Origin of the sequence: Acinetobacter sp. YH01021 (assembly GCF_013420255.1) — a bacterium.
GTDB lineage: Bacteria > Pseudomonadota > Gammaproteobacteria > Pseudomonadales > Moraxellaceae > Acinetobacter.
Genome location: NZ_VOYO01000005.1, coordinates 19146 through 36842 on the forward strand (window position 1 = coordinate 19146; position 17697 = coordinate 36842).

Genomic DNA, 17697 nt, shown 5'->3' on the forward strand with positions numbered 1-17697 from the left:
TAATGAAACTCAATGCGAGCGGGGTGAACTTACTTAAGATTTATGCGCTGAATATGACTAAAAATGAAATAAAAAGGGAGCGATTGCTCCCTGAATGACAGACAGAATAATTTAATCCTGTGCATCAATACTCTGGCCATTCATATGCAGGCTGTCATTACCCATCAAATATAGATAAGCCGGCATGATTGAATCGGGGGTAGGCAGGGTTTTCGGATCTTCATTCGGATAGGCCTTGGCGCGCATGGCAGTCCGCGTTGCCCCGGGATTGATGCAGTTATAACGGATATTCGGATGTACCTGCTCTTTGGCAAATAACTGGCTTACCGCTTCAATAGCAATTTTAGAAACCGAATACGCACCCCAGCGTTCGCGGGCTTCGCGGCCTACACCTGAGCTGGCAAAAACCACTGAAGCATGTTCAGATTTGGATAATAGCGGCAGCAGGGCCTGGGTCATGACAAAGGGTGCACGCAGATTGACCGCCATCACATCATCCCAGACGTTGACCGGATAATCCGCCAAGGGAACCCGTTCACCTAAAATGCCGGCATTGTGCAGAATGCCGTCCAGACGACCAAACTGACGGTCTAGCGTATCGAGCAAAAGCTCATAATCACGTTCTGACGCACTCGATAGTTGTAGCGGCAAGATGGCAGGTTGCGGCGCACCCAAACTTTCAATTTCATCATAAATGACTTCGAGTTTGTTTAAGGTACGCCCATGCAGCACCACAGTTGCGCCATGCAAGGCATAACTGATTGCTGCTGCACGTCCAATGCCATCGCCCGCACCTGTGATTAGGATGATACGATCCTTGAGCAGATCGGGGCGAGGTTGATATGCTGAATATTTCATTATCTACCTCCTCACTTCTTATTATTTAGTGTTAAGCGTTCAAGATACCGCAGTATGCTGCTTCAGTACTAGTGTCTGAATCAATTGATGTAATTCTGTCACAGTATGCACGATATGGTCGGCCTGCCAGGCGTTTAAATCGTCTTTGTATTGCAACGGCAAATAACCATAAGCAGCCAGAATGGTCAGCATCTGGGCATGACGGCCGGCATCAATATCTCGGGGATGATCTCCGACATAGATACAGTCTTCCGCGGCAAGATTCAGTTGCTTGGCTGCCAGATACATCGGTTCAGGATCGGGTTTGGTCCGAGTGACATCTTCCGGACATACCAGCACTGCGCAGCGTTCACTCAGGTTCAGCGCTTGCAGTAAAGCCTCGCTGAGCCAGCGCGGTTTATTGGTCACAATCCCCCAAGGAATGTCATTTTCCTCTAGCTGTTCAAGTAATGGATACATGCCATCAAACAGATCGGTATCGACCGCAATATCTGCGCCGTACATGTCCAGAAAGCGCTGACGGTGTTGCAGAAAGACCGGATCTTCTAGTTGCAGTTCCGGATAAACCAGTTTCACCATAGCGCGAGCGCCTTCGGAGACCTGGGTACGAATCAGCTCGGGTGCAACCAGTGGGCGGCCTTCTTCATGGCACATCTGCTGGATAATCCGGATAAAATCGGCAGCGGTATCAATCAGGGTACCATCGAGGTCAAATAAAACGGCTTTCATGCTGTGGTCTCTGCTGCGCTATCTTTCACGGTATAGACCATATAGTTCACATCAACATTCGGTGCCAGCCAATAACGCTTGGTCAGCGGATTATAGTGCAGACCGGTCATGTCTTTAAGCTTTAAACCCGAGTTGCGAATGTCATGTGCCAGTTCGGACGGCTTGATAAATTTGCTGTAATCGTGGGTGCCTTTGGCCAGCATGCGCAAGACATATTCTGCCCCAATAATGGCAAATAAATAGGACTTTGGATTACGGTTAATGGTCGAGAAGAATACATGACCACCTGGCTTGACCAGTTTATGACAGGCCTGAATAATCGATGCCGGATCTGGCACATGCTCTAGCATTTCCATGCAGGTCACGATGTCATATTGGCCAGCCTGTTCCTCTGCCAGTTGCTCAACCGGCACCTGACGATATTCAATATTGCTCACGCCTTCCTGTTCGGCATGGATGCGTGCTACGTTCAGAGGCGCTGCACCCATATCAATCCCGAGCACATCGGCACCGCGACGCGCCATGCTTTCGGCCAGAATACCGCCACCACAGCCGACATCCAGCACTTTTTTGCCGTTCAGGCCTCCGGCATGTTCATCAATCCAGTTTAAACGCAGTGGATTAATCATGTGCAAGGGGCGGAACTCAGAATGCTGATCCCACCATATAGCTGCAAATGCTTCAAACTTGGCAATTTCTTGTGGATCAACATTCAATTGCGACATCGGTGTCACCTCAATCAGTCATGATTAGCTAAAAATATGTACGTGCCGAATGGCCAGAGAAACTGATCTAAAACCTTGAAAATCAGTCCGATGGTTTAGTGTAGCGATTCTGGCAGAAAAAGCGATAAAAGCAGCAAAAAAGTTCACAGAATGAAAACGAAACCGGCATAATTGATTTATAGTGAACACATAAACTAAGCATAATGATTTAGAGGACGATAATCCGAATGAAAAAATTCCTTTTAGGCGCTGTTGCCGCATCTGTTTTGGCCTTTTCAGGCAATGCTATGGCCAATTTTGTGGCAGGTCAGGACTATCAGGTGGTTGCAAAACCAGTCAAAGTCGAAAAACCGGGCAGAATTGAGGTACGTGAATTCTTCTGGTACGGCTGTGGTCACTGTTTCGCGCTTGAACCCCATATGCAGGGCTGGTTGAAAAAATTACCAAAAGATGTACGTTTTGTACGTACACCGGCTGCGATGAATCCACTCTGGGAACAGGCGGCGCGTGCTTATTATGTGTCTGAAGCATTGGGTGTGCGTCAAAAAGCACATTTACAATTATTCCATGATATTCATGACAAGCAGCGTCCAATTTTAGAACAGGCACAATTGGCCAAGTTTTATACCCGCTATGGTATTTCTGAAGCGAAATTTAACAGCACTTATAAATCTTTCCCGATCACTTCGAAAATTGCCCAAGCCAAAAATCTGGCTGCTCAGTATCAGCTCAGTGGTGTTCCGGCAGTGACCGTGAATGGTAAATATATTGTGCAAGGTAATGATGCCAAAGTCATTCAGGTGGTGAATTACCTGATCGAAAAAGAGCGTAAAGTCAAATAAGTCTGAACTGACGATCACTAAAAAAACCTGCATCATGATGCAGGTTTTTTTATTTAGGCCGGAGGAGTGACCGCTTCATTGAGCACAGGGCTTGCGGTTTCAACTGTTTCGGCAGGTCGCCGGTACCAGTGCAAAATGCCACGCAGCAAAAGCTGCATCTGTAGCACGCTTTGGGTTTTAAAGGCATTGGATTGGGCGCGACGTAGCTCTGGATCAGCCTGATGCTGCAGATGAATCCAGCCCATGGCCCAGTTCAGGGACAGCTCAATCAGCATCTGTGCCAGAGCCTGCAAGTCCTGTGGCGCCTGAATATGTCGGGTAGATTGCATCTTGGCCAGTTCATGCATGACATCTTCAGCCAGAAAATGAATTTCTCGTTCAATGCCGGCACGTAACACGTCTGAACCGCCCCAACGTTCTGCAACAAAAAAAATCCAGGGTTCAGGATGGTATTCGACGGCCTGAAAAAACAGTTCAAGCCCGGTTTGGGTTCGGGTATTCGGCTGATACAGATAGGCCTGCCCCAGCTGATTGAGTACACCCTTGATATGAATCGCAACCTGATCCAGCAATTCCAGACCCAACTGGTTCATATCCTGAAAGTGCCGATAGAACGCCGTCGGTACCACTCCGACTGCATTCGCAACTTCCCGCAGACTGATCGTGCTGAAAGCGCGGCCCTGACTGCTGAATGCCAGTGTCGCATCGAGTAACGCCTGATGACTTTGCTGCTTGCGATCTTCACGTAAGGACATAAATGGGTTTCCTATCACCGGCTTCCCTTATAGAGAGTTTTAGTCTAGCAAAAATTAAATTAAATCGTAGTGCCACAGATCGGCAGAATTTCGACAACTCGTAGCGAGCTGATGCATTGATTTTGTAAATGAATCGCCCGGCTGCCTAATCTTGGCAAAGGCTTCTGCTATACTGAGCCGCAATTATTTTGAACCCATACAGGACTTATTATGCGTATCGACCAACGAGCATTAGATCAATTACGTGAAGTGAAAATTACCCGTAACTATACACGTTATGCGGAAGGCTCTGTATTGGTTGAATTTGGTCATACCAAAGTACTCTGTACCGCCAGTGTGGATAGTTCTGTACCGCGTTTCCTCAAAGGTCAGGGTCAGGGCTGGGTGACGGCTGAATATGGCATGTTGCCACGTTCAACCCATACCCGTAGCGACCGTGAAGCGGCACGTGGCAAACAGAGTGGCCGTACTCAGGAAATTCAGCGTCTGATTGGTCGTAGCCTGCGCTCAATGGTCGATCTGAAAAAGCTGGGTGAAAATACCATTACTATCGACTGTGACGTAATTCAGGCTGATGGCGGCACCCGTACTGCAGCGATTACTGGTGCTGCGGTGGCTTTGGTCGATGCCATGAACGTCTTGCTGGAAAGAAAAAAAATCAAACATGATCCATTAAAAGGTTTGGTGGCTGCAGTTTCTGTGGGCATTTTTAAAGATGAAGTATTACTGGATCTTTGCTATGAAGAAGATTCAAACTGTCAAACCGATTTGAACGTGGTGATGACTCAGGCCGGTGAATTTATTGAAATTCAAGGTACTGCAGAAGATAAGCCATTTACCCGCGCACAATCGAATGCCATGCTGGAAATGGCTGAGAAAGGCATTCAGGAACTGGTGAAAAAACAGCAAGAAGCTTTAGGCTGGTAATCCATCCCATGCTGAGAAACGCATCTCCGGATGCGTTTTTTTATGCCTGAAATTTCACTCTGCAACTGTATCCAAAAAATGCATTACAAAACTTCCTGACAAAAATCCGACATGAATCGGCTATATCTGAACCGGTTTTAAACCGATATTGGATCAGGCGAGATCACAATGAGGTAATGCGACATGAAACAGTGGCTTTGTGCAATTTCATTGCTGGGCGTGTTTGGATTAACTGCCTGTGACTGGGGCAATAATCGTGAAGATGACGAGCGTTCAGTATTAAATCAGGATCGTGATGAGGATAGCGGAAGATATAACGACCGTGATGGTGACGATGATGACCGCGATCGCCGAGGTAATCGGGACGACGATGATGATTAAGGTCTAAGATAGAAAATTGAGCAAAATATACGCAAAAAATTTTTCTAAAAATAAAAAAAGGGTGCTTCGCACCCTCTACGGTCATCTATCCCATTTAGGCTTAAGCATTGAAACGCATCGACAGATCAATGGCTTTGACATCTTTGGTCAATACACCCATAGAAATATAATCTACGCCGGTACTCGCGACTTCACGTAAATTATCAATCGTGATGTTGCCTGAGGCTTCCAGTTTGCAGCGACCGGCCACATGTTGCACCGCGTCGATCATCTGCTGCTGAGTGAAATTGTCTAGCATCACGATATCGGCATGGGCTTCGAGTGCCTGATTCAGCTCATCCCAAGTTTCCACTTCGACTTCAACTGGTTTGCCCGGCGCAATCTGATGGGCCTTGGCAATCGCCTGGGTAATGCCACCCGCTGCCATAATATGATTTTCTTTAATCAAAAAGGCATCGAACAGGCCCAAACGATGGTTCTGACCACCGCCAATGGCCACGGCATATTTTTGTGCAATACGCAGACCCGGAAGTGTTTTGCGGGTATCTAACAGTTTGGTATTTAAGCCTTGTAGCTCTTTGACATAGTGGGCGGTTTTAGTCGCAACCGCAGACAGCGTTTGGACAAAGTTTAGCGCAGGGCGCTCCACGGTGAGTAGGCTACGTGCAGATCCGGCCAGTTTTAAAAATGCTTGATTGGCTTGAACATGATCGCCATCATTTTTCAGCCAGATCACTTCAACGCTCGGATCATAGGCCTGAATCAAGGCATTTACCCAAGGCTGACCGGCCAAAACCATGTCTTCACGGCTAATGATGGTGGCAGTGGCCTGTTCATCTTCAGGAGTTAGCAGAGCAGTAATATCACCGTCACCGATATCTTCTGAAAGTGCTTGTTGAATATTGATCTGAATCGACTGGTCGAGCAAAGCTTGAGATATGCGCATGAGTATTTCCGTATCTTTTTTAAGCCGTGAAAATTGCGCCTTATCTTAGCACCGTTACATAAAAGATGAGCGATTTTTCATCCAGTTTGCCGGGATGAATTGAGATTTCTCCTTGAAAGTTTTAGCATGAAGTCGGCTGCAATGCTGATCTTGCAGATTTTATTTTGGGGAGAACGGTTTTATGCAACAGGCAGCTGAGTTTCAGGTCACGGACGGGCAACTAATCGGTGCACGTCAAATCCCGTCTCCCAATTTTAATCAGCGGCCAGAACAGACCGAGATTCAATTGCTGGTGATTCACAATATCAGCCTGCCACCTTCACAGTTTGGCGGCGGTTATATTGAGCAGTTTTTTCAGAATCAGCTGGACTGGTCGGTACATCCCTATTTTCAAACCATTGAAGGAATGCAGGTGTCGACCCATTTGCTGATTTTACGATCTGGCGAAGTACTGCAATTTGTCAATTTTAATGACCGTGCCTGGCATGCCGGCCGCTCGACCTATTTGGGCAAAAAAGAATGTAATGATTATTCGATCGGGATTGAGCTGGAAGGCAGTGATGACTTGCCTTTTGAAACTGAACAATATCAGGCCTTGGTGAAAGTCACGGCCTGTCTGCAACAGCATTATTCTAAGATTCAGCAGCATATTGCCGGGCATTCGGATATTGCACCGGGCCGTAAGACCGATCCGGGACCGTATTTTAACTGGGCTGATTTTCGTACACAGTTACAGCATTATAAAAACACCTCAAGCTCGCTTGAGCGATGAAATTAAGCAATGAACTTCTGACAAAAGTTTCATTACAATAGCCACAAATTTATACATTAGGTGAATAGGATGGCGCTTTGGCGTTCGACCGTCATTGTAAGTGCGATGACCATGTTGTCACGCGTACTGGGATTGGTTCGAGATATTGTTTTACTGAATGTCTTTGGTGCTGGTAAAGACTTCGATACCTTCGTAGTCGCATTTCGTATTCCAAACTTTTTCAGGCGTTTATTTGCCGAAGGCGCATTTTCACAGGCGTTTATTCCGGTACTGACCGAATATAAAACCAGTCGCACGCATACCGAAGTCCAGATCTTGATTAGCCGGGTGTTTGGCTGTCTGGCGACGGTCATGACGACGTTGACCATGGTCGCGATCATTGCTGCGCCATTGATCATGTATATCTATGCGCCCGGTTTCCATAGCGATCCTGAAAAGTTCGCTCTGGCGACCAACATGTTCCGCCTGACCATTCCTTATTTGCTGTTCATGTCACTGACGGCTTTTGCCAGCAGTATTCTGAACAGTTATGGCTCTTTTAGCACGCCAGCATTTGCACCGGTCTTGCTGAATGTGGCGATGATTGCCGGAGCGCTCTGGCTTACGCCTTATATGGCCGAGCCGATTATGGCGCTGGGCTGGGCTGTGATCATTGCTGGTATTTTACAGCTGGCCATCCAGATTCCGGAATTGTGGCGTAAAAACTTGCTGATTCCACCGAAAATTGACTTCAAGCATGAAGGCGTAGATCGCATCATGAAGTTGATGCTGCCGGCATTATTTGGTGTATCTGTCACGCAAATTAACCTGCTATTAAATACCATTTGGGCCTCATTCATGCAGGATGGTTCGGTGTCTTGGTTGTATAGTGCCGAGCGTATGACTGAATTGCCACTAGGACTCATTGGTGTTGCAATTGGTACTGTGATTCTGCCGTCCTTATCAGCACGACATACTGAACAGAATCCGGAAAAATTCCGTGGCATGATGGACTGGGCAGCCAAAGTCATTGTGATGGCTGGTCTACCCGCCAGTATTGCGCTGTTTATGCTGTCGACTCCGATTATTCAGGCCCTGTTTGAACGTGGTCAGTTCACCTTTGAAGATACCCAGATGACGGCATTGGCACTGCAATGTATGAGCGGTGGTGTGATTGCCTTTATGTTGATTAAAGTCTTTGCACCCGGTTTTTATGCAAAGCAGGATACCAGAACCCCGGTGCGGGTCGGTCTGATGGCTGTGGCGGCCAATGCGATTCTGAACGTGATCTTTATCGGTTTCTTCAAGCTGATTGACTGGGAAGCAGAGCATATGGCCCTTGCGTTGGCATCGACGGGTTCAGCCATGGTCAATGCCGGTTTGCTTTATTATTATCTGCATAAGCGTGATATTTTCCGTTTTGGTTCGCACTGGAAAAAAATCTTCCTGCAATTCATGTTTGCCAATGTGGTGATGATTGCGGCTCTGGCCTATGCCCTAAGCTGGTATAACGCAGATGTATCACAATGGATGCGTGTTTTAGAAGTATTGATCTTATGTGTTGTGGGTGTGGTGGCGTACGTTGCAGCCTTGCTGGTAGCGGGTTTTAGACCACGTCATTTAAAACCTTAAGTTCATATTGAAAGAAGTATTTTTGATCAAAATAGATCATTAAAATACCCATAAAAAAACAAGAGCCAGAAGGCTCTTGTTTTTTGAAAGCTAACACTTGCTTTGAACAGGTCTAGCGTAAATCTAGACCTTGCCGCGCGAAAGAAAACCAACGATCGCAAGAATCACCGCAATTACCAACAAGATAATTGCAAAATCCTTAGACAAGCCTGCGACGCCACCGAAACCAAGTAGACTCGCAATTAATGCAATAACAGCAAAAATAATAGCCCAGCGAAACATATATATTCTCCATGTGTTTTTATTTTCAAATTTAGTATAGAAATAAACGATTCCAGCGACTGTTAGTGTTTTGTTGATGAACTGTCTATGATTTAACAATAGTTTACGTGATAGTAATAAGAATTTGAGGCGGTAGGTCTGCAGGGTTCTGGCTGCTATAATAAGCTGATTTTTGAATGTGCCGACCTGATCATGAGCGATACTTTACGTCCCGAATTCTGGAAAAACTATTCACTTGCTGAACTGACGCAAGTCGAGTGGGAGGCCTTGTGTGATGGTTGCGGATTATGTTGTCTGATTAAGCTGGAAGATGAAGATACTCAGGAAGTCGCATATACCAAAGTGGCCTGCAAATTACTGGATTGTAGCACTGCGCGTTGTTCCAATTATTCGGATCGTTTGCAATATGTGCCGGACTGTATTCAGCTCACGCCAGAGAAGCTGGAAACGATTCACTGGTTGCCTTCGAGTTGTGCCTATCGCCGGGTAGAGCAGGGCAAAAGCCTGCCATCCTGGCATTATCTGATCAGCGGTTCACGGGAAAGTGTGATTCAGGCACGTAAGTCGGCAGCAGGGCGCTGCCTGAGTGAAAGCGACATTCATGAAGATGACATCGAAGACTATATCGTACGTTGGGTGCGTTAAATCGGCCTGCGTGATGCGTTTATTGATCTGCTGGATGGAGTAGAGCCTGAGCCGAAGCACCGGCCATCGGGCGATAGAAATAGAATCCTTGTCCTATCTGACAGTCACAATGGATCAGGGTATCCAGCTGTTCTGTATTCTCGATTCCTTCCACCAGAACATCCAGTGCAATACTAGAGCCTATCTGAGTAATGGCTTTGACAATAGCCAGGGCAGACGGGTCACTGTTCATGCGTTCTACAAAGTTGCGGTCAATCTTGATGCAATCGACCAGATAGTCCTGCAAGCGAGTCAGCGAAGAATGTCCAGTGCCGAAATCATCCAGCGAAATCTGGATTCCAGCCTGTTTCAGCAGGTTGAGGGCGCGAACCACATAATTGGCACCATGCTCGGACAGGCTCTGTTCGGTAATTTCCAGTTCAACTTTGTGGGCCGGAATATCGAAATTGGGCAGGCGTGCCAACAGTTTTTCGGCATAGTCATCGCGCAGGAATTCGACCGGTGCAGCATTGATGGAAATCGGTAACAGATCCAGACCTTGTGCCTGCCAGCGACTCATATCTGCAAAGACTTTCAGTTGCATGGTCTCACTGATGCGTGAGGCCAGCTCATAGTCCTGAAAGGCAGCAAAAATTTCGGAAGGTAACTGAATGTTCTGATTCTGATCTTGCCAGCGTAATAGTGCTTCGAAACCAATCACTGCACCATCAGAAAGACGTACTTTAGGTTGGTAATAGGGAATGATCTGATCGGCCAGAATAATCTTGCGAGCCAGAGTCAGCTGCTTGGTTATATTTTCCAGTGACCCACACATTTCCTGATTAAACATGCGGATGCCACCACGACCACTATTTTTCAGGTCATTTAAGGCGATATCAGCACATTTCAGCAGATTAGAGGTATTCAATGCATCACGTGGATAGATGGCACAGCCTATACTCATGGCACTGCTGATGCTATTGCCGACATAATTGATGGGCTGATCTAGCTGGGCATAGGCCATTTGCGCCGTTGCCAGCAGCTGTTCTTCACTTTCCAAATTTTTGACCAGTACGGCAAATTCATCGCCACCCAAACGGGCGATGATGGTATTTGACCCGAAGCAGGTCTGGAAACGTTTGCCCAAGACATGTAACAGATGATCGCCGGCAATATGGCCCAAGGTATCATTGATATGCCGGAAATAATCCAGATCAATCAGCAGTAAACCCGCCATGGTCTGCTGTTGTTTGGCCTTTAACAGTACCTGTTTAAAGGTTTTATAGAAGGTACTGCGATTATACAGGCCAGTCAGTTCATCACGTTTAATTACTTCTTTTAACCGCGTTTCTGCAATTTTTTGCTGACTAATATTGCGTGATACACAGAGAATATTTTGGGTAATATTCTGCTGATCCAGAATCGGGGTGAGCAGATGATCCCAATATTGGATTGGTTGATCTTTGATCTGAATTTTGCTGGAAAAACGACTGTTTAAGCCTTGGGCAGCCTGTTTCAGAGCACGTTGTCCGGATTTTCGGGCTTCAGGGGTTAAGCGATTTAACCAGCATAATGAACGGTCTTGATCTTGTTCTGTGGTCTCATTTTCTTGTGCCAGACAGCCAGACTGGTTGCTATGCCGAATCTCACCTTCAGGACTGATAATGTTAATGCAGTCTGCGCTGGCATCCAGCATATTTTCCTGAGTTGAAACGATTTGAGAAAGTTGTTGCTGGATTTCAAAATAATCATGCACATCAGTCAGGGAAACGGCCCATTGCAGCAAATGTTCAGGTTCATGATGAAATTTTACCGCTAGGGTACACATGCGATAATGGGTATCACTGCGTTTAATCCGGCACTGGGTTTCAAAGTTCTGATGCTGATCCAGCGCAGCATGCCACTGCGCTAAAAACAGCTGCAAGTCTTCTGCATGAATAAAGCTCTGCCATTGCGGATGACCCTGTTCATTCAGGTTCACGCCAAGATAATCAGTCAAGGCATCGTTAAAATATTGCAGATGTTTTTTGTTGCTGACCCACAAGGGTTGCGGTAAGGCATCGATCAGATTTTTTAACAAAACCGATTCAGACAAGTGAACGTGGGGTGCAATCAGTGATGATGACGTCAGTGGCTTAGACCGACTCACAGCTCCCTGTTCAAATTTATCATGCTTCATGCATTCACCACTACAACCCAAAAGTGCCCAAGGGGCGAGATAAGTTTCTTTTAATTAGAATAAACAATATGAAAATTAAACTGTAATTAATTCACAATTAATCATGTTCAAATTATTCGCTTTTATAGAGATTAATTCATTCAGAATTAAAAAAATAGAGGATATCTACATAAATTAATTTTTTATGCTTGATGTTTGCATTCTTGGAATCAAAACTGCTGATGTTAGAATGAGATCAGAATTTAGTTTGAGCCAATAATAACATGTCAGATAGTCATATCCCGCTTCCAGAACGCTTACGGCCACGCGACCTTACACAGATTATCGGGCAGGAACATTTGCTGGGTGAGCAGGCGCCCTTACGCCAGATGATTGATCAGGGGCATCTGCCTTCGATCATTTTCTGGGGACCTCCCGGAGTCGGAAAAACCACCATTGCCTTACTGCTGGCTCAAGCGGTAGACCGGCCTTTTATCAGCCTGTCTGCACTGAATACCGGCGTGAAAGAGCTGCGTGAAATCATTGCAGAAGGTGGCGATTTGCTGACGCCAGTGGTGTTTATTGACGAAATTCATCGCTTTAATAAATCCCAGCAGGATGCACTGTTAAATGCGGTCGAGAAGGGGAAAATTACCTTAATTGGCGCCACCACGGAAAACCCGTCTTTTGAAGTGAATAGTGCCTTATTGTCACGTTGTCAGGTGTATAGCCTGAATGCATTGAGCGCTGAATCGATTCAGACTCTGCTGACACAAGCCTTACAAAATGACTCTTTTTTGCAGGAACGCCATATCCTGATTGAAGAATTTGATGCCCTGATCCAGTTCGCGGCAGGAGATGCCCGCAAGGCGCTAAATTTACTGGATCTGATTGCTAGTACCTTTGAAGCGGATATGGAAAATATCATCACCAATGCGGTGGTGGTAAAAGTAGCACAGCAAAATATTGCCCGTTATGACAAGTCTGGTGAGCAGCACTATGATCTGGTCTCGGCCTTTATTAAATCGATTCGCGGCAGTGATCCGGATGCAGCCTTGTACTGGATGGCTCGCATGCTCAAAGGCGGCGAAGATCCGGTGTTTATTGCACGGCGTATGCTGATTGCCGCATCTGAAGATATTGGCAATTCCAATCCGAACGCTTTGTTGCTGGCGGGTGAGTGTTTCCGTTCTGTGCAAGCCGTAGGCATGCCAGAATGTCGGATTATTTTGGGACAATGTGCGGTTTATCTGGCGACCAGTGCCAAAAGTAACAGTACTTATCTGGCGATTAACAAGGCGATGGAACTTGCAGACAAAACCTCAAATCTGCCTGTACCTTTACATTTAAGAAATGCACCGACCAAGCTGATGAAAGAACAGGGCTATGGCGTGGATTATCTGTATCCGCATAACTATCCGGAGCATTTTGTACTGCAAGAATATATGCCACCAGAACTGAAAAATACCAAACTGTATGAATCAGCACGTAATAAACGTGAAGTTGAAGGAGAGCGATTACAGCAACGCCGTTGGCAACAGCAACAACAGCAGCAATAAAGCTGGATATCCTAACTAATTGAACAGATTAAAAAAAAGCCCAATTCAAGGCGAATTGGGCTGAAAGTAGGATGTTTTTTGAGGGAGATAACATCCTAGAGGGTAGAGGAGAAATCTGGTCGGCAAATATGGAGTGAATGCATCAACTCACTGATTTGCTTGGTATGAGATGATATTAATGCATGTAGTTTTTGATGTAAAAACGATCATTTTAATAATAAAAATTTATTTTTCCGATTAAAAGCCGGAAATAAAAAAACCGAGCTAAAAAGCTCGGTTCTTTCGAATCTGCGCATTTACAGATTAGATGTTGTCTAGATTGATACCTAAACGGCCAGCTACTTCTTCATAGGCTTCAACCACGCCGCCTAAACCTTGACGGAAACGGTCTTTATCTAGTTTTTTCTTGGTGTCTTTGTCCCATAGACGGCAACCGTCTGGAGAGAATTCATCACCCAGTACGATACGGTCGTGGAACACGCCGAATTCAAGTTTGAAATCGACCAGAATCATGTTACCTGCATCAAACAATGCTTTAAGCACGTCGTTCACTTGGTAAGTCAATTCTTTCATTTTCGCCAATTGTTCAGCAGTTGCCCAACCTAAAGCAATGGCTTGTGACTCATTGACCATTGGATCGCCAAGCGCATCATCTTTAAAGAACAATTCAAATGTTGGAGGAGTCAGTTCCTTGCCTTCTTCCACACCCAGGCGGCGGCATAAAGAACCTGCTGCATAGTTACGAATCACACATTCAACCGGGATCATATCCAGTTTTTTCACCAACACTTCATTTGGAGTCAGTAGCTTTTCAAAGTGGGTCTCAATTCCCGCTTCTGCCAGTTTTTCCATGATGAAGGCGTTAAAACGGTTGTTCACCTTGCCTTTACGATCTAGTTGCTCAATTTTTTCGCCATTGAATGCTGAGGCATCATCGCGAAAGACTAAAATCAGATGGTCTGAACTGTCTGTGGTGTAGACAGATTTCGCTTTACCAGTATAGAGCAAGGTTTGTTTTAACATGAGGGAACCTTTTACAAAAAAAATGCCTAGAAATGTCTAGGCTGGCCAATTTTGGTAAATCTGGTTAAGCAGTTCTGCGGCTTTTTCACGGTCGGCAAAACTGTTATCGGCATTGAACACAGCGAGGTTATTACTTGAACCGACAGAAGATAATCTTAATACATAGGTCTGCTGGTCGACCTTAATCGTGACTTCATAACGATTTTTGCTCTGCGCAACGATGCTATGATTCAGACTGCTGAGGGTGGCAAGTGTATATTGCCAAATTGTAGCAGAATTTCCCTCAATTTTAAGCAGCGGATTAAGATTTCCGTCAGTAACCAACTGTGGTTTACCCACCGTATTGGTTTCGGTTAGATCAGCTGTATTTGAGTTTTCAGTCTGGGCTTGTGGACGTGGCAAAGCAAAACGGTTGCCACGCTGGTTTTCAAGCTTCGGTGCATGTTCAATTGCAAGCGGATCAACTGTTGGAGCAGGATACAATGGCGTTGCAGGACGAACCATGGCGCCTTCAGGATATTGTAAAGCTTCCAGGGTAGTAGTCTCTTTATAGTCTAAAGTGCCGTTATTAAAGGCCATTGAACTACAACCTGCCAAACTGAATACTGAAAGTGTAAGGCTAAGTCCTAAACGTAATTGCATAATCTTGTGCTCTTTTATTTGATAACGCCCGCTTCGACCAGTGCTTCATGAAGCGGAGCGCGATATTGTTCTGCAAGTGGTGTTAATGGAAGGCGAATACCCGTACCAATTAAGCCCATGTCATGGAGTGCCCATTTCACAGGAATTGGGTTCGATTCGCAAAATAAAATATTGTGTAAATTTGCAACCTGAGCATTTAACTGTTCAGCTGTGGCTGCATCACCGGCAATCGCAGCTGCACACACTTCGCTCATGGCTTTCGGAGCCACGTTCGCCGTGACCGAGATATTACCTTTGGCGCCATGACCGATCAGTTGATACGCAGTTGCATCATCACCCGAATAAACAGTCATATCTTTACCGACAAGGCCTTGCAGCAGTTCAGCACCGCGCGGTACATCGCCAGTCGCATCTTTAATACCGATAATTTGTGGAATATCCGCCAGGCGAATCACGGTTTCATTGGCCATATCCACACCGGTACGGCCCGGAACATTATAAAGAATCTGTGGAAGATCAACGGCTTCAGCAATAGCTTTATAGTGCTGATACAAGCCTTCCTGAGTCGGTTTATTATAATATGGCGTCACCAGTAAAGCGGCATCTGCCCCCAGCTCTTTGGCTTCGCGGGTCAGTTCGATCGCTTCACGGGTCGAGTTTGCACCTGTGCCGGCAATAATAGGAATACGTTTGTTGGCCACACGAATGATTTCTTTGATCACCTGGGTGTGTTCACTCATACTGAGAGTAGAGGCTTCGCCTGTTGTTCCAACGGCGACAATACTGTTGGTGCCCTCTGCAATGTGCCATTCAACCAGCTTCTCGAGACCCTTCCAATCTACGCTGCCATCTTCAAACATAGGGGTGACGATTGCGACTATGGAACCTTGAATGGTCTGTGCTTGCTGAGTCATTTTAAAAAACTATCCTATTTGTCCATCCGAAAGGAATGAGAAAACATAAATTGGGATGGATTTGTATTTTGATTTATAGCAAATTCAATAGATTTGCATTGAATTGAATATTGCTTATGCAAATTATGACTGATCAAACGCATAAGAACAATATGCTTTAGTAAAAGCTACTGAATTCTTTATACAAAGCCCTTTGGAAACAATCAAGTAATAAATAAGATGATTTATAAAGCAAAATCCTGAGACCAAAGTTATGTCTCCAGTCTAGACAATGGAGGAGATTACCCCAAATGAACCCAATAATGATAAGGCTTGTGCAAAAAGATCAGCTGAAAACTGCCATTTTTATGCCTTTTAATTTTGGATTAATAGTTATATTGGATAAATTGAGACCTCGTACATCTTGATCGCACTCTCGCACCAAAACAAATAAAGCCAAAAACGACTAAGACTAATCTTTTTAAATATCAATAAATTGAGAATTTTTTTCTTATCGGTTAATTTTTTAACTTGATGTATAAGCCTTAAAGTCTAGGTCTTGAACTTTATGGTGTTCTGATTAAGTGTTTTTGCGACTTTATCTGGTCTTATCCTATTTTTATCTGCCTCTACTCCTTTGGGAATATCTAAGCAAAATGTTCAACTTATTGATAGTTATTTCTGCAATCAGGCTCATAGATGATGGCTGTCTTTTGTAACGCTGATTGAACAAGGATAATCCAATGGAAAAATCAGACAATAAGCATGCTATCGTCACGGTCGCGATCTGTTTTCTGATTGCGGTGATTGAAGGCTTAGATATTCAGGCAGCCGGAATTGCTGCTGCAGGTATTCGTGAGCATTTTGGTCTCGATAGTTCCCAGTTGGGTGTGTTTTTTAGTGCAGGGATTCTGGGTTTATTACCGGGTGCACTGGTTGGTGGGCGATTTGCGGACCGCATTGGCCGTAAGAAAGTCTTGATCTGGTCGACAGCAGTATTTGCTGTATTTACCTTATGTACCGTCTGGGTCAATAGCTTTAACAGCTTGCTGGCAGTGCGTTTCCTGGCTGGAGCAGGTCTGGGCAGCGCGATGCCAATTCTGATCACACTTGCTTCTGAAGCAGTCTCTCCACAAAATCGTGGTCGTACAGTGGGCTTGATGTACTGTGGCATGCCAGTTGGTGCAGCAATTTTATCTTTAATTGCGGCGACTGAATTTGGCGCCAACTGGAAAAATGTTTTCTATCTCGGTGGCCTGTTACCGATTTTTGCCATTCCGCTGATGATGCTATTTTTGCCTGAATCGAAGGAATACCTGAAAGCACAGAATAAAACGGCTGCAGAGCTTGCTGTTGCACCGCAGGGTTCATTCAAGGACCTGTTTAATTCGGACAACCTGTTACGTACGCTATGTATCTGGGTGAGTTACTTCTTTACCTTGATGGTGGTTTACATCATGTTGAGCTAGTTGCCATCATTGTTTATGGAACTCGGCTTCACACGTAAAGATGGTTCAACCGCACAATTCTACTTCATGGTTACAGCGACCCTAGGTACGATTATTCTGGGTATGCTGACCGACCGCTGGAAGAAAGCCTATGTGATCCTGTTGATGTACGGGGGCATTCTGGCAGGTCTACTGGCGCTGAATGGTGCAAGCTCGCTGAACCAGATGTATATGGCAGCCGCATTGGCCGGTGCCTTCGTGATTGGCTGTCAGGGCGTACTGTATGCCTTCGGTAGTATCGTTTATCCGACTGAAGTGCGTGGTACTGGTGTTGGTGTTGCGTCTGCAGTTGGCCGTATTGGTGCTATGCTGGGTCCAGTCATTGCTGGTCAGTTACTGACAGCAGGTTTTGGTGCTGCGGGGGTCATTACCGCTGCGATCCCATGTATCATCATCTCTGCATTATGTATGCTGTTCCTAGTGAATCGCACCAAAGTGTAATATTCCAAGATTTAAAAAAAG

Annotated in this window: 17 protein-coding genes and 1 pseudogene; 8 read left to right on the plus strand and 10 right to left on the minus strand. The window is 45.5% G+C overall.

Features of this window, described 5'->3' with window-relative positions; genetic code table 11:
* Positions 1-111: 111 nt before the first annotated feature.
* The 3 genes from FTT86_RS05575 to ubiG are packed head-to-tail and all read right to left on the minus strand — an operon-like array spanning position 112 to position 2312.
* On the minus strand, positions 112-858 hold the full coding sequence (locus FTT86_RS05575; protein WP_005094903.1) for a YciK family oxidoreductase: 747 nt from the start codon (positions 856-858) through the stop codon (positions 112-114).
* 39 nt (positions 859-897) lie between these two features.
* Positions 898-1587, minus strand: a complete 690-nt coding sequence (locus FTT86_RS05580) for an HAD family hydrolase (RefSeq protein WP_180180775.1) — start codon at positions 1585-1587, stop codon at positions 898-900.
* Positions 1584-2312, minus strand: a complete 729-nt coding sequence (gene ubiG / locus FTT86_RS05585) for a bifunctional 2-polyprenyl-6-hydroxyphenol methylase/3-demethylubiquinol 3-O-methyltransferase UbiG (protein ID WP_180180776.1) — start codon at positions 2310-2312, stop codon at positions 1584-1586. The genes FTT86_RS05580 and ubiG overlap by 4 nt, the downstream gene beginning before the upstream one ends.
* A gap of 227 nt (positions 2313-2539) precedes the next feature.
* On the opposite strand from ubiG, the gene FTT86_RS05590 reads away from it, so the two are divergent.
* Positions 2540-3154 carry a thiol:disulfide interchange protein DsbA/DsbL gene (locus tag FTT86_RS05590; RefSeq protein WP_180180777.1) on the plus strand — a complete coding sequence of 205 codons (615 nt, stop codon included), beginning with the start codon at positions 2540-2542 and terminating at the stop codon, positions 3152-3154.
* Positions 3155-3207: 53 nt separating this feature from the next.
* On the opposite strand, the gene FTT86_RS05595 is transcribed toward FTT86_RS05590, so the two are convergent.
* A complete protein-coding gene (locus FTT86_RS05595; RefSeq protein WP_180180778.1) occupies positions 3208-3909 on the minus strand; it encodes a TetR family transcriptional regulator in 702 nt (233 codons plus the stop codon).
* Positions 3910-4119: 210 nt separating this feature from the next.
* On the opposite strand from FTT86_RS05595, the gene rph reads away from it, so the two are divergent.
* Both rph and FTT86_RS05605 read left to right on the plus strand, forming a co-directional pair.
* Entirely contained in the window at positions 4120-4836 is a 717-nt protein-coding gene (gene rph / locus FTT86_RS05600) for a ribonuclease PH (protein ID WP_004281238.1), read from the plus strand.
* A gap of 183 nt (positions 4837-5019) precedes the next feature.
* Positions 5020-5217 (plus strand): hypothetical protein, encoded by a 198-nt coding sequence (locus FTT86_RS05605; protein ID WP_005261504.1) that lies wholly within the window; start codon positions 5020-5022, stop codon positions 5215-5217.
* A 100-nt stretch (positions 5218-5317) separates the two neighbouring features.
* On the opposite strand, the gene nadC is transcribed toward FTT86_RS05605, so the two are convergent.
* Positions 5318-6163, minus strand: a complete 846-nt coding sequence (gene nadC / locus FTT86_RS05610; protein ID WP_005261505.1) for a carboxylating nicotinate-nucleotide diphosphorylase — start codon at positions 6161-6163, stop codon at positions 5318-5320.
* Positions 6164-6344: 181 nt separating this feature from the next.
* On the opposite strand from nadC, the gene ampD reads away from it, so the two are divergent.
* Together ampD and murJ are read left to right on the plus strand one after the other, a co-directional pair.
* The gene (gene ampD, locus FTT86_RS05615; protein WP_180180779.1) at positions 6345-6935 is read left to right on the plus strand and encodes a 1,6-anhydro-N-acetylmuramyl-L-alanine amidase AmpD; all 591 of its coding nucleotides are present in this window, start codon (positions 6345-6347) and stop codon (positions 6933-6935) included.
* 60 nt (positions 6936-6995) lie between these two features.
* Positions 6996-8546: a murein biosynthesis integral membrane protein MurJ gene (murJ, locus tag FTT86_RS05620; RefSeq protein WP_171248494.1), complete on the plus strand. Its 1551-nt coding sequence runs from the start codon at positions 6996-6998 to the stop codon at positions 8544-8546.
* A gap of 123 nt (positions 8547-8669) precedes the next feature.
* On the opposite strand, the gene FTT86_RS05625 is transcribed toward murJ, so the two are convergent.
* Positions 8670-8828: a DUF1328 domain-containing protein gene (locus tag FTT86_RS05625; RefSeq protein ID WP_004647174.1), complete on the minus strand. Its 159-nt coding sequence runs from the start codon at positions 8826-8828 to the stop codon at positions 8670-8672.
* Between the two features lie 192 nt (positions 8829-9020).
* Here FTT86_RS05625 and FTT86_RS05630 point away from each other — a divergent pair, with 192 nt between their 5' ends.
* Complete coding sequence (locus FTT86_RS05630; protein WP_004647175.1) at positions 9021-9473, plus strand: YcgN family cysteine cluster protein; 453 nt, start codon at positions 9021-9023, stop codon at positions 9471-9473.
* A gap of 19 nt (positions 9474-9492) precedes the next feature.
* Here the strand turns inward: FTT86_RS05630 and FTT86_RS05635 are convergent, their stop codons facing one another.
* Positions 9493-11631, minus strand: a complete 2139-nt coding sequence (locus FTT86_RS05635) for a bifunctional diguanylate cyclase/phosphodiesterase (protein WP_180180780.1) — start codon at positions 11629-11631, stop codon at positions 9493-9495.
* A 263-nt stretch (positions 11632-11894) separates the two neighbouring features.
* Here FTT86_RS05635 and FTT86_RS05640 point away from each other — a divergent pair, with 263 nt between their 5' ends.
* Positions 11895-13169 carry a replication-associated recombination protein A gene (locus tag FTT86_RS05640; RefSeq protein ID WP_180180781.1) on the plus strand — a complete coding sequence of 425 codons (1275 nt, stop codon included), beginning with the start codon at positions 11895-11897 and terminating at the stop codon, positions 13167-13169.
* Between the two features lie 303 nt (positions 13170-13472).
* Here the strand turns inward: FTT86_RS05640 and purC are convergent, their stop codons facing one another.
* Genes purC through dapA form a run of 3 tightly spaced genes read right to left on the minus strand, consistent with a single transcriptional unit; the run spans position 13473 to position 15748 of the window.
* A complete protein-coding gene (purC, locus tag FTT86_RS05645; RefSeq protein ID WP_004281247.1) occupies positions 13473-14192 on the minus strand; it encodes a phosphoribosylaminoimidazolesuccinocarboxamide synthase in 720 nt (239 codons plus the stop codon).
* A gap of 36 nt (positions 14193-14228) precedes the next feature.
* On the minus strand, positions 14229-14834 hold the full coding sequence (locus FTT86_RS05650; protein ID WP_180180782.1) for a lipoprotein-34 precursor (NlpB): 606 nt from the start codon (positions 14832-14834) through the stop codon (positions 14229-14231).
* A 14-nt stretch (positions 14835-14848) separates the two neighbouring features.
* Entirely contained in the window at positions 14849-15748 is a 900-nt protein-coding gene (gene dapA / locus FTT86_RS05655) for a 4-hydroxy-tetrahydrodipicolinate synthase (protein ID WP_004281249.1), read from the minus strand.
* 722 nt (positions 15749-16470) lie between these two features.
* Between dapA and mhpT the strand changes: the two are divergent.
* Positions 16471-17676, plus strand: a pseudogene (mhpT, locus tag FTT86_RS05660) (3-(3-hydroxy-phenyl)propionate transporter MhpT).
* The last annotated feature ends 21 nt before the right edge of the window (positions 17677-17697 follow it).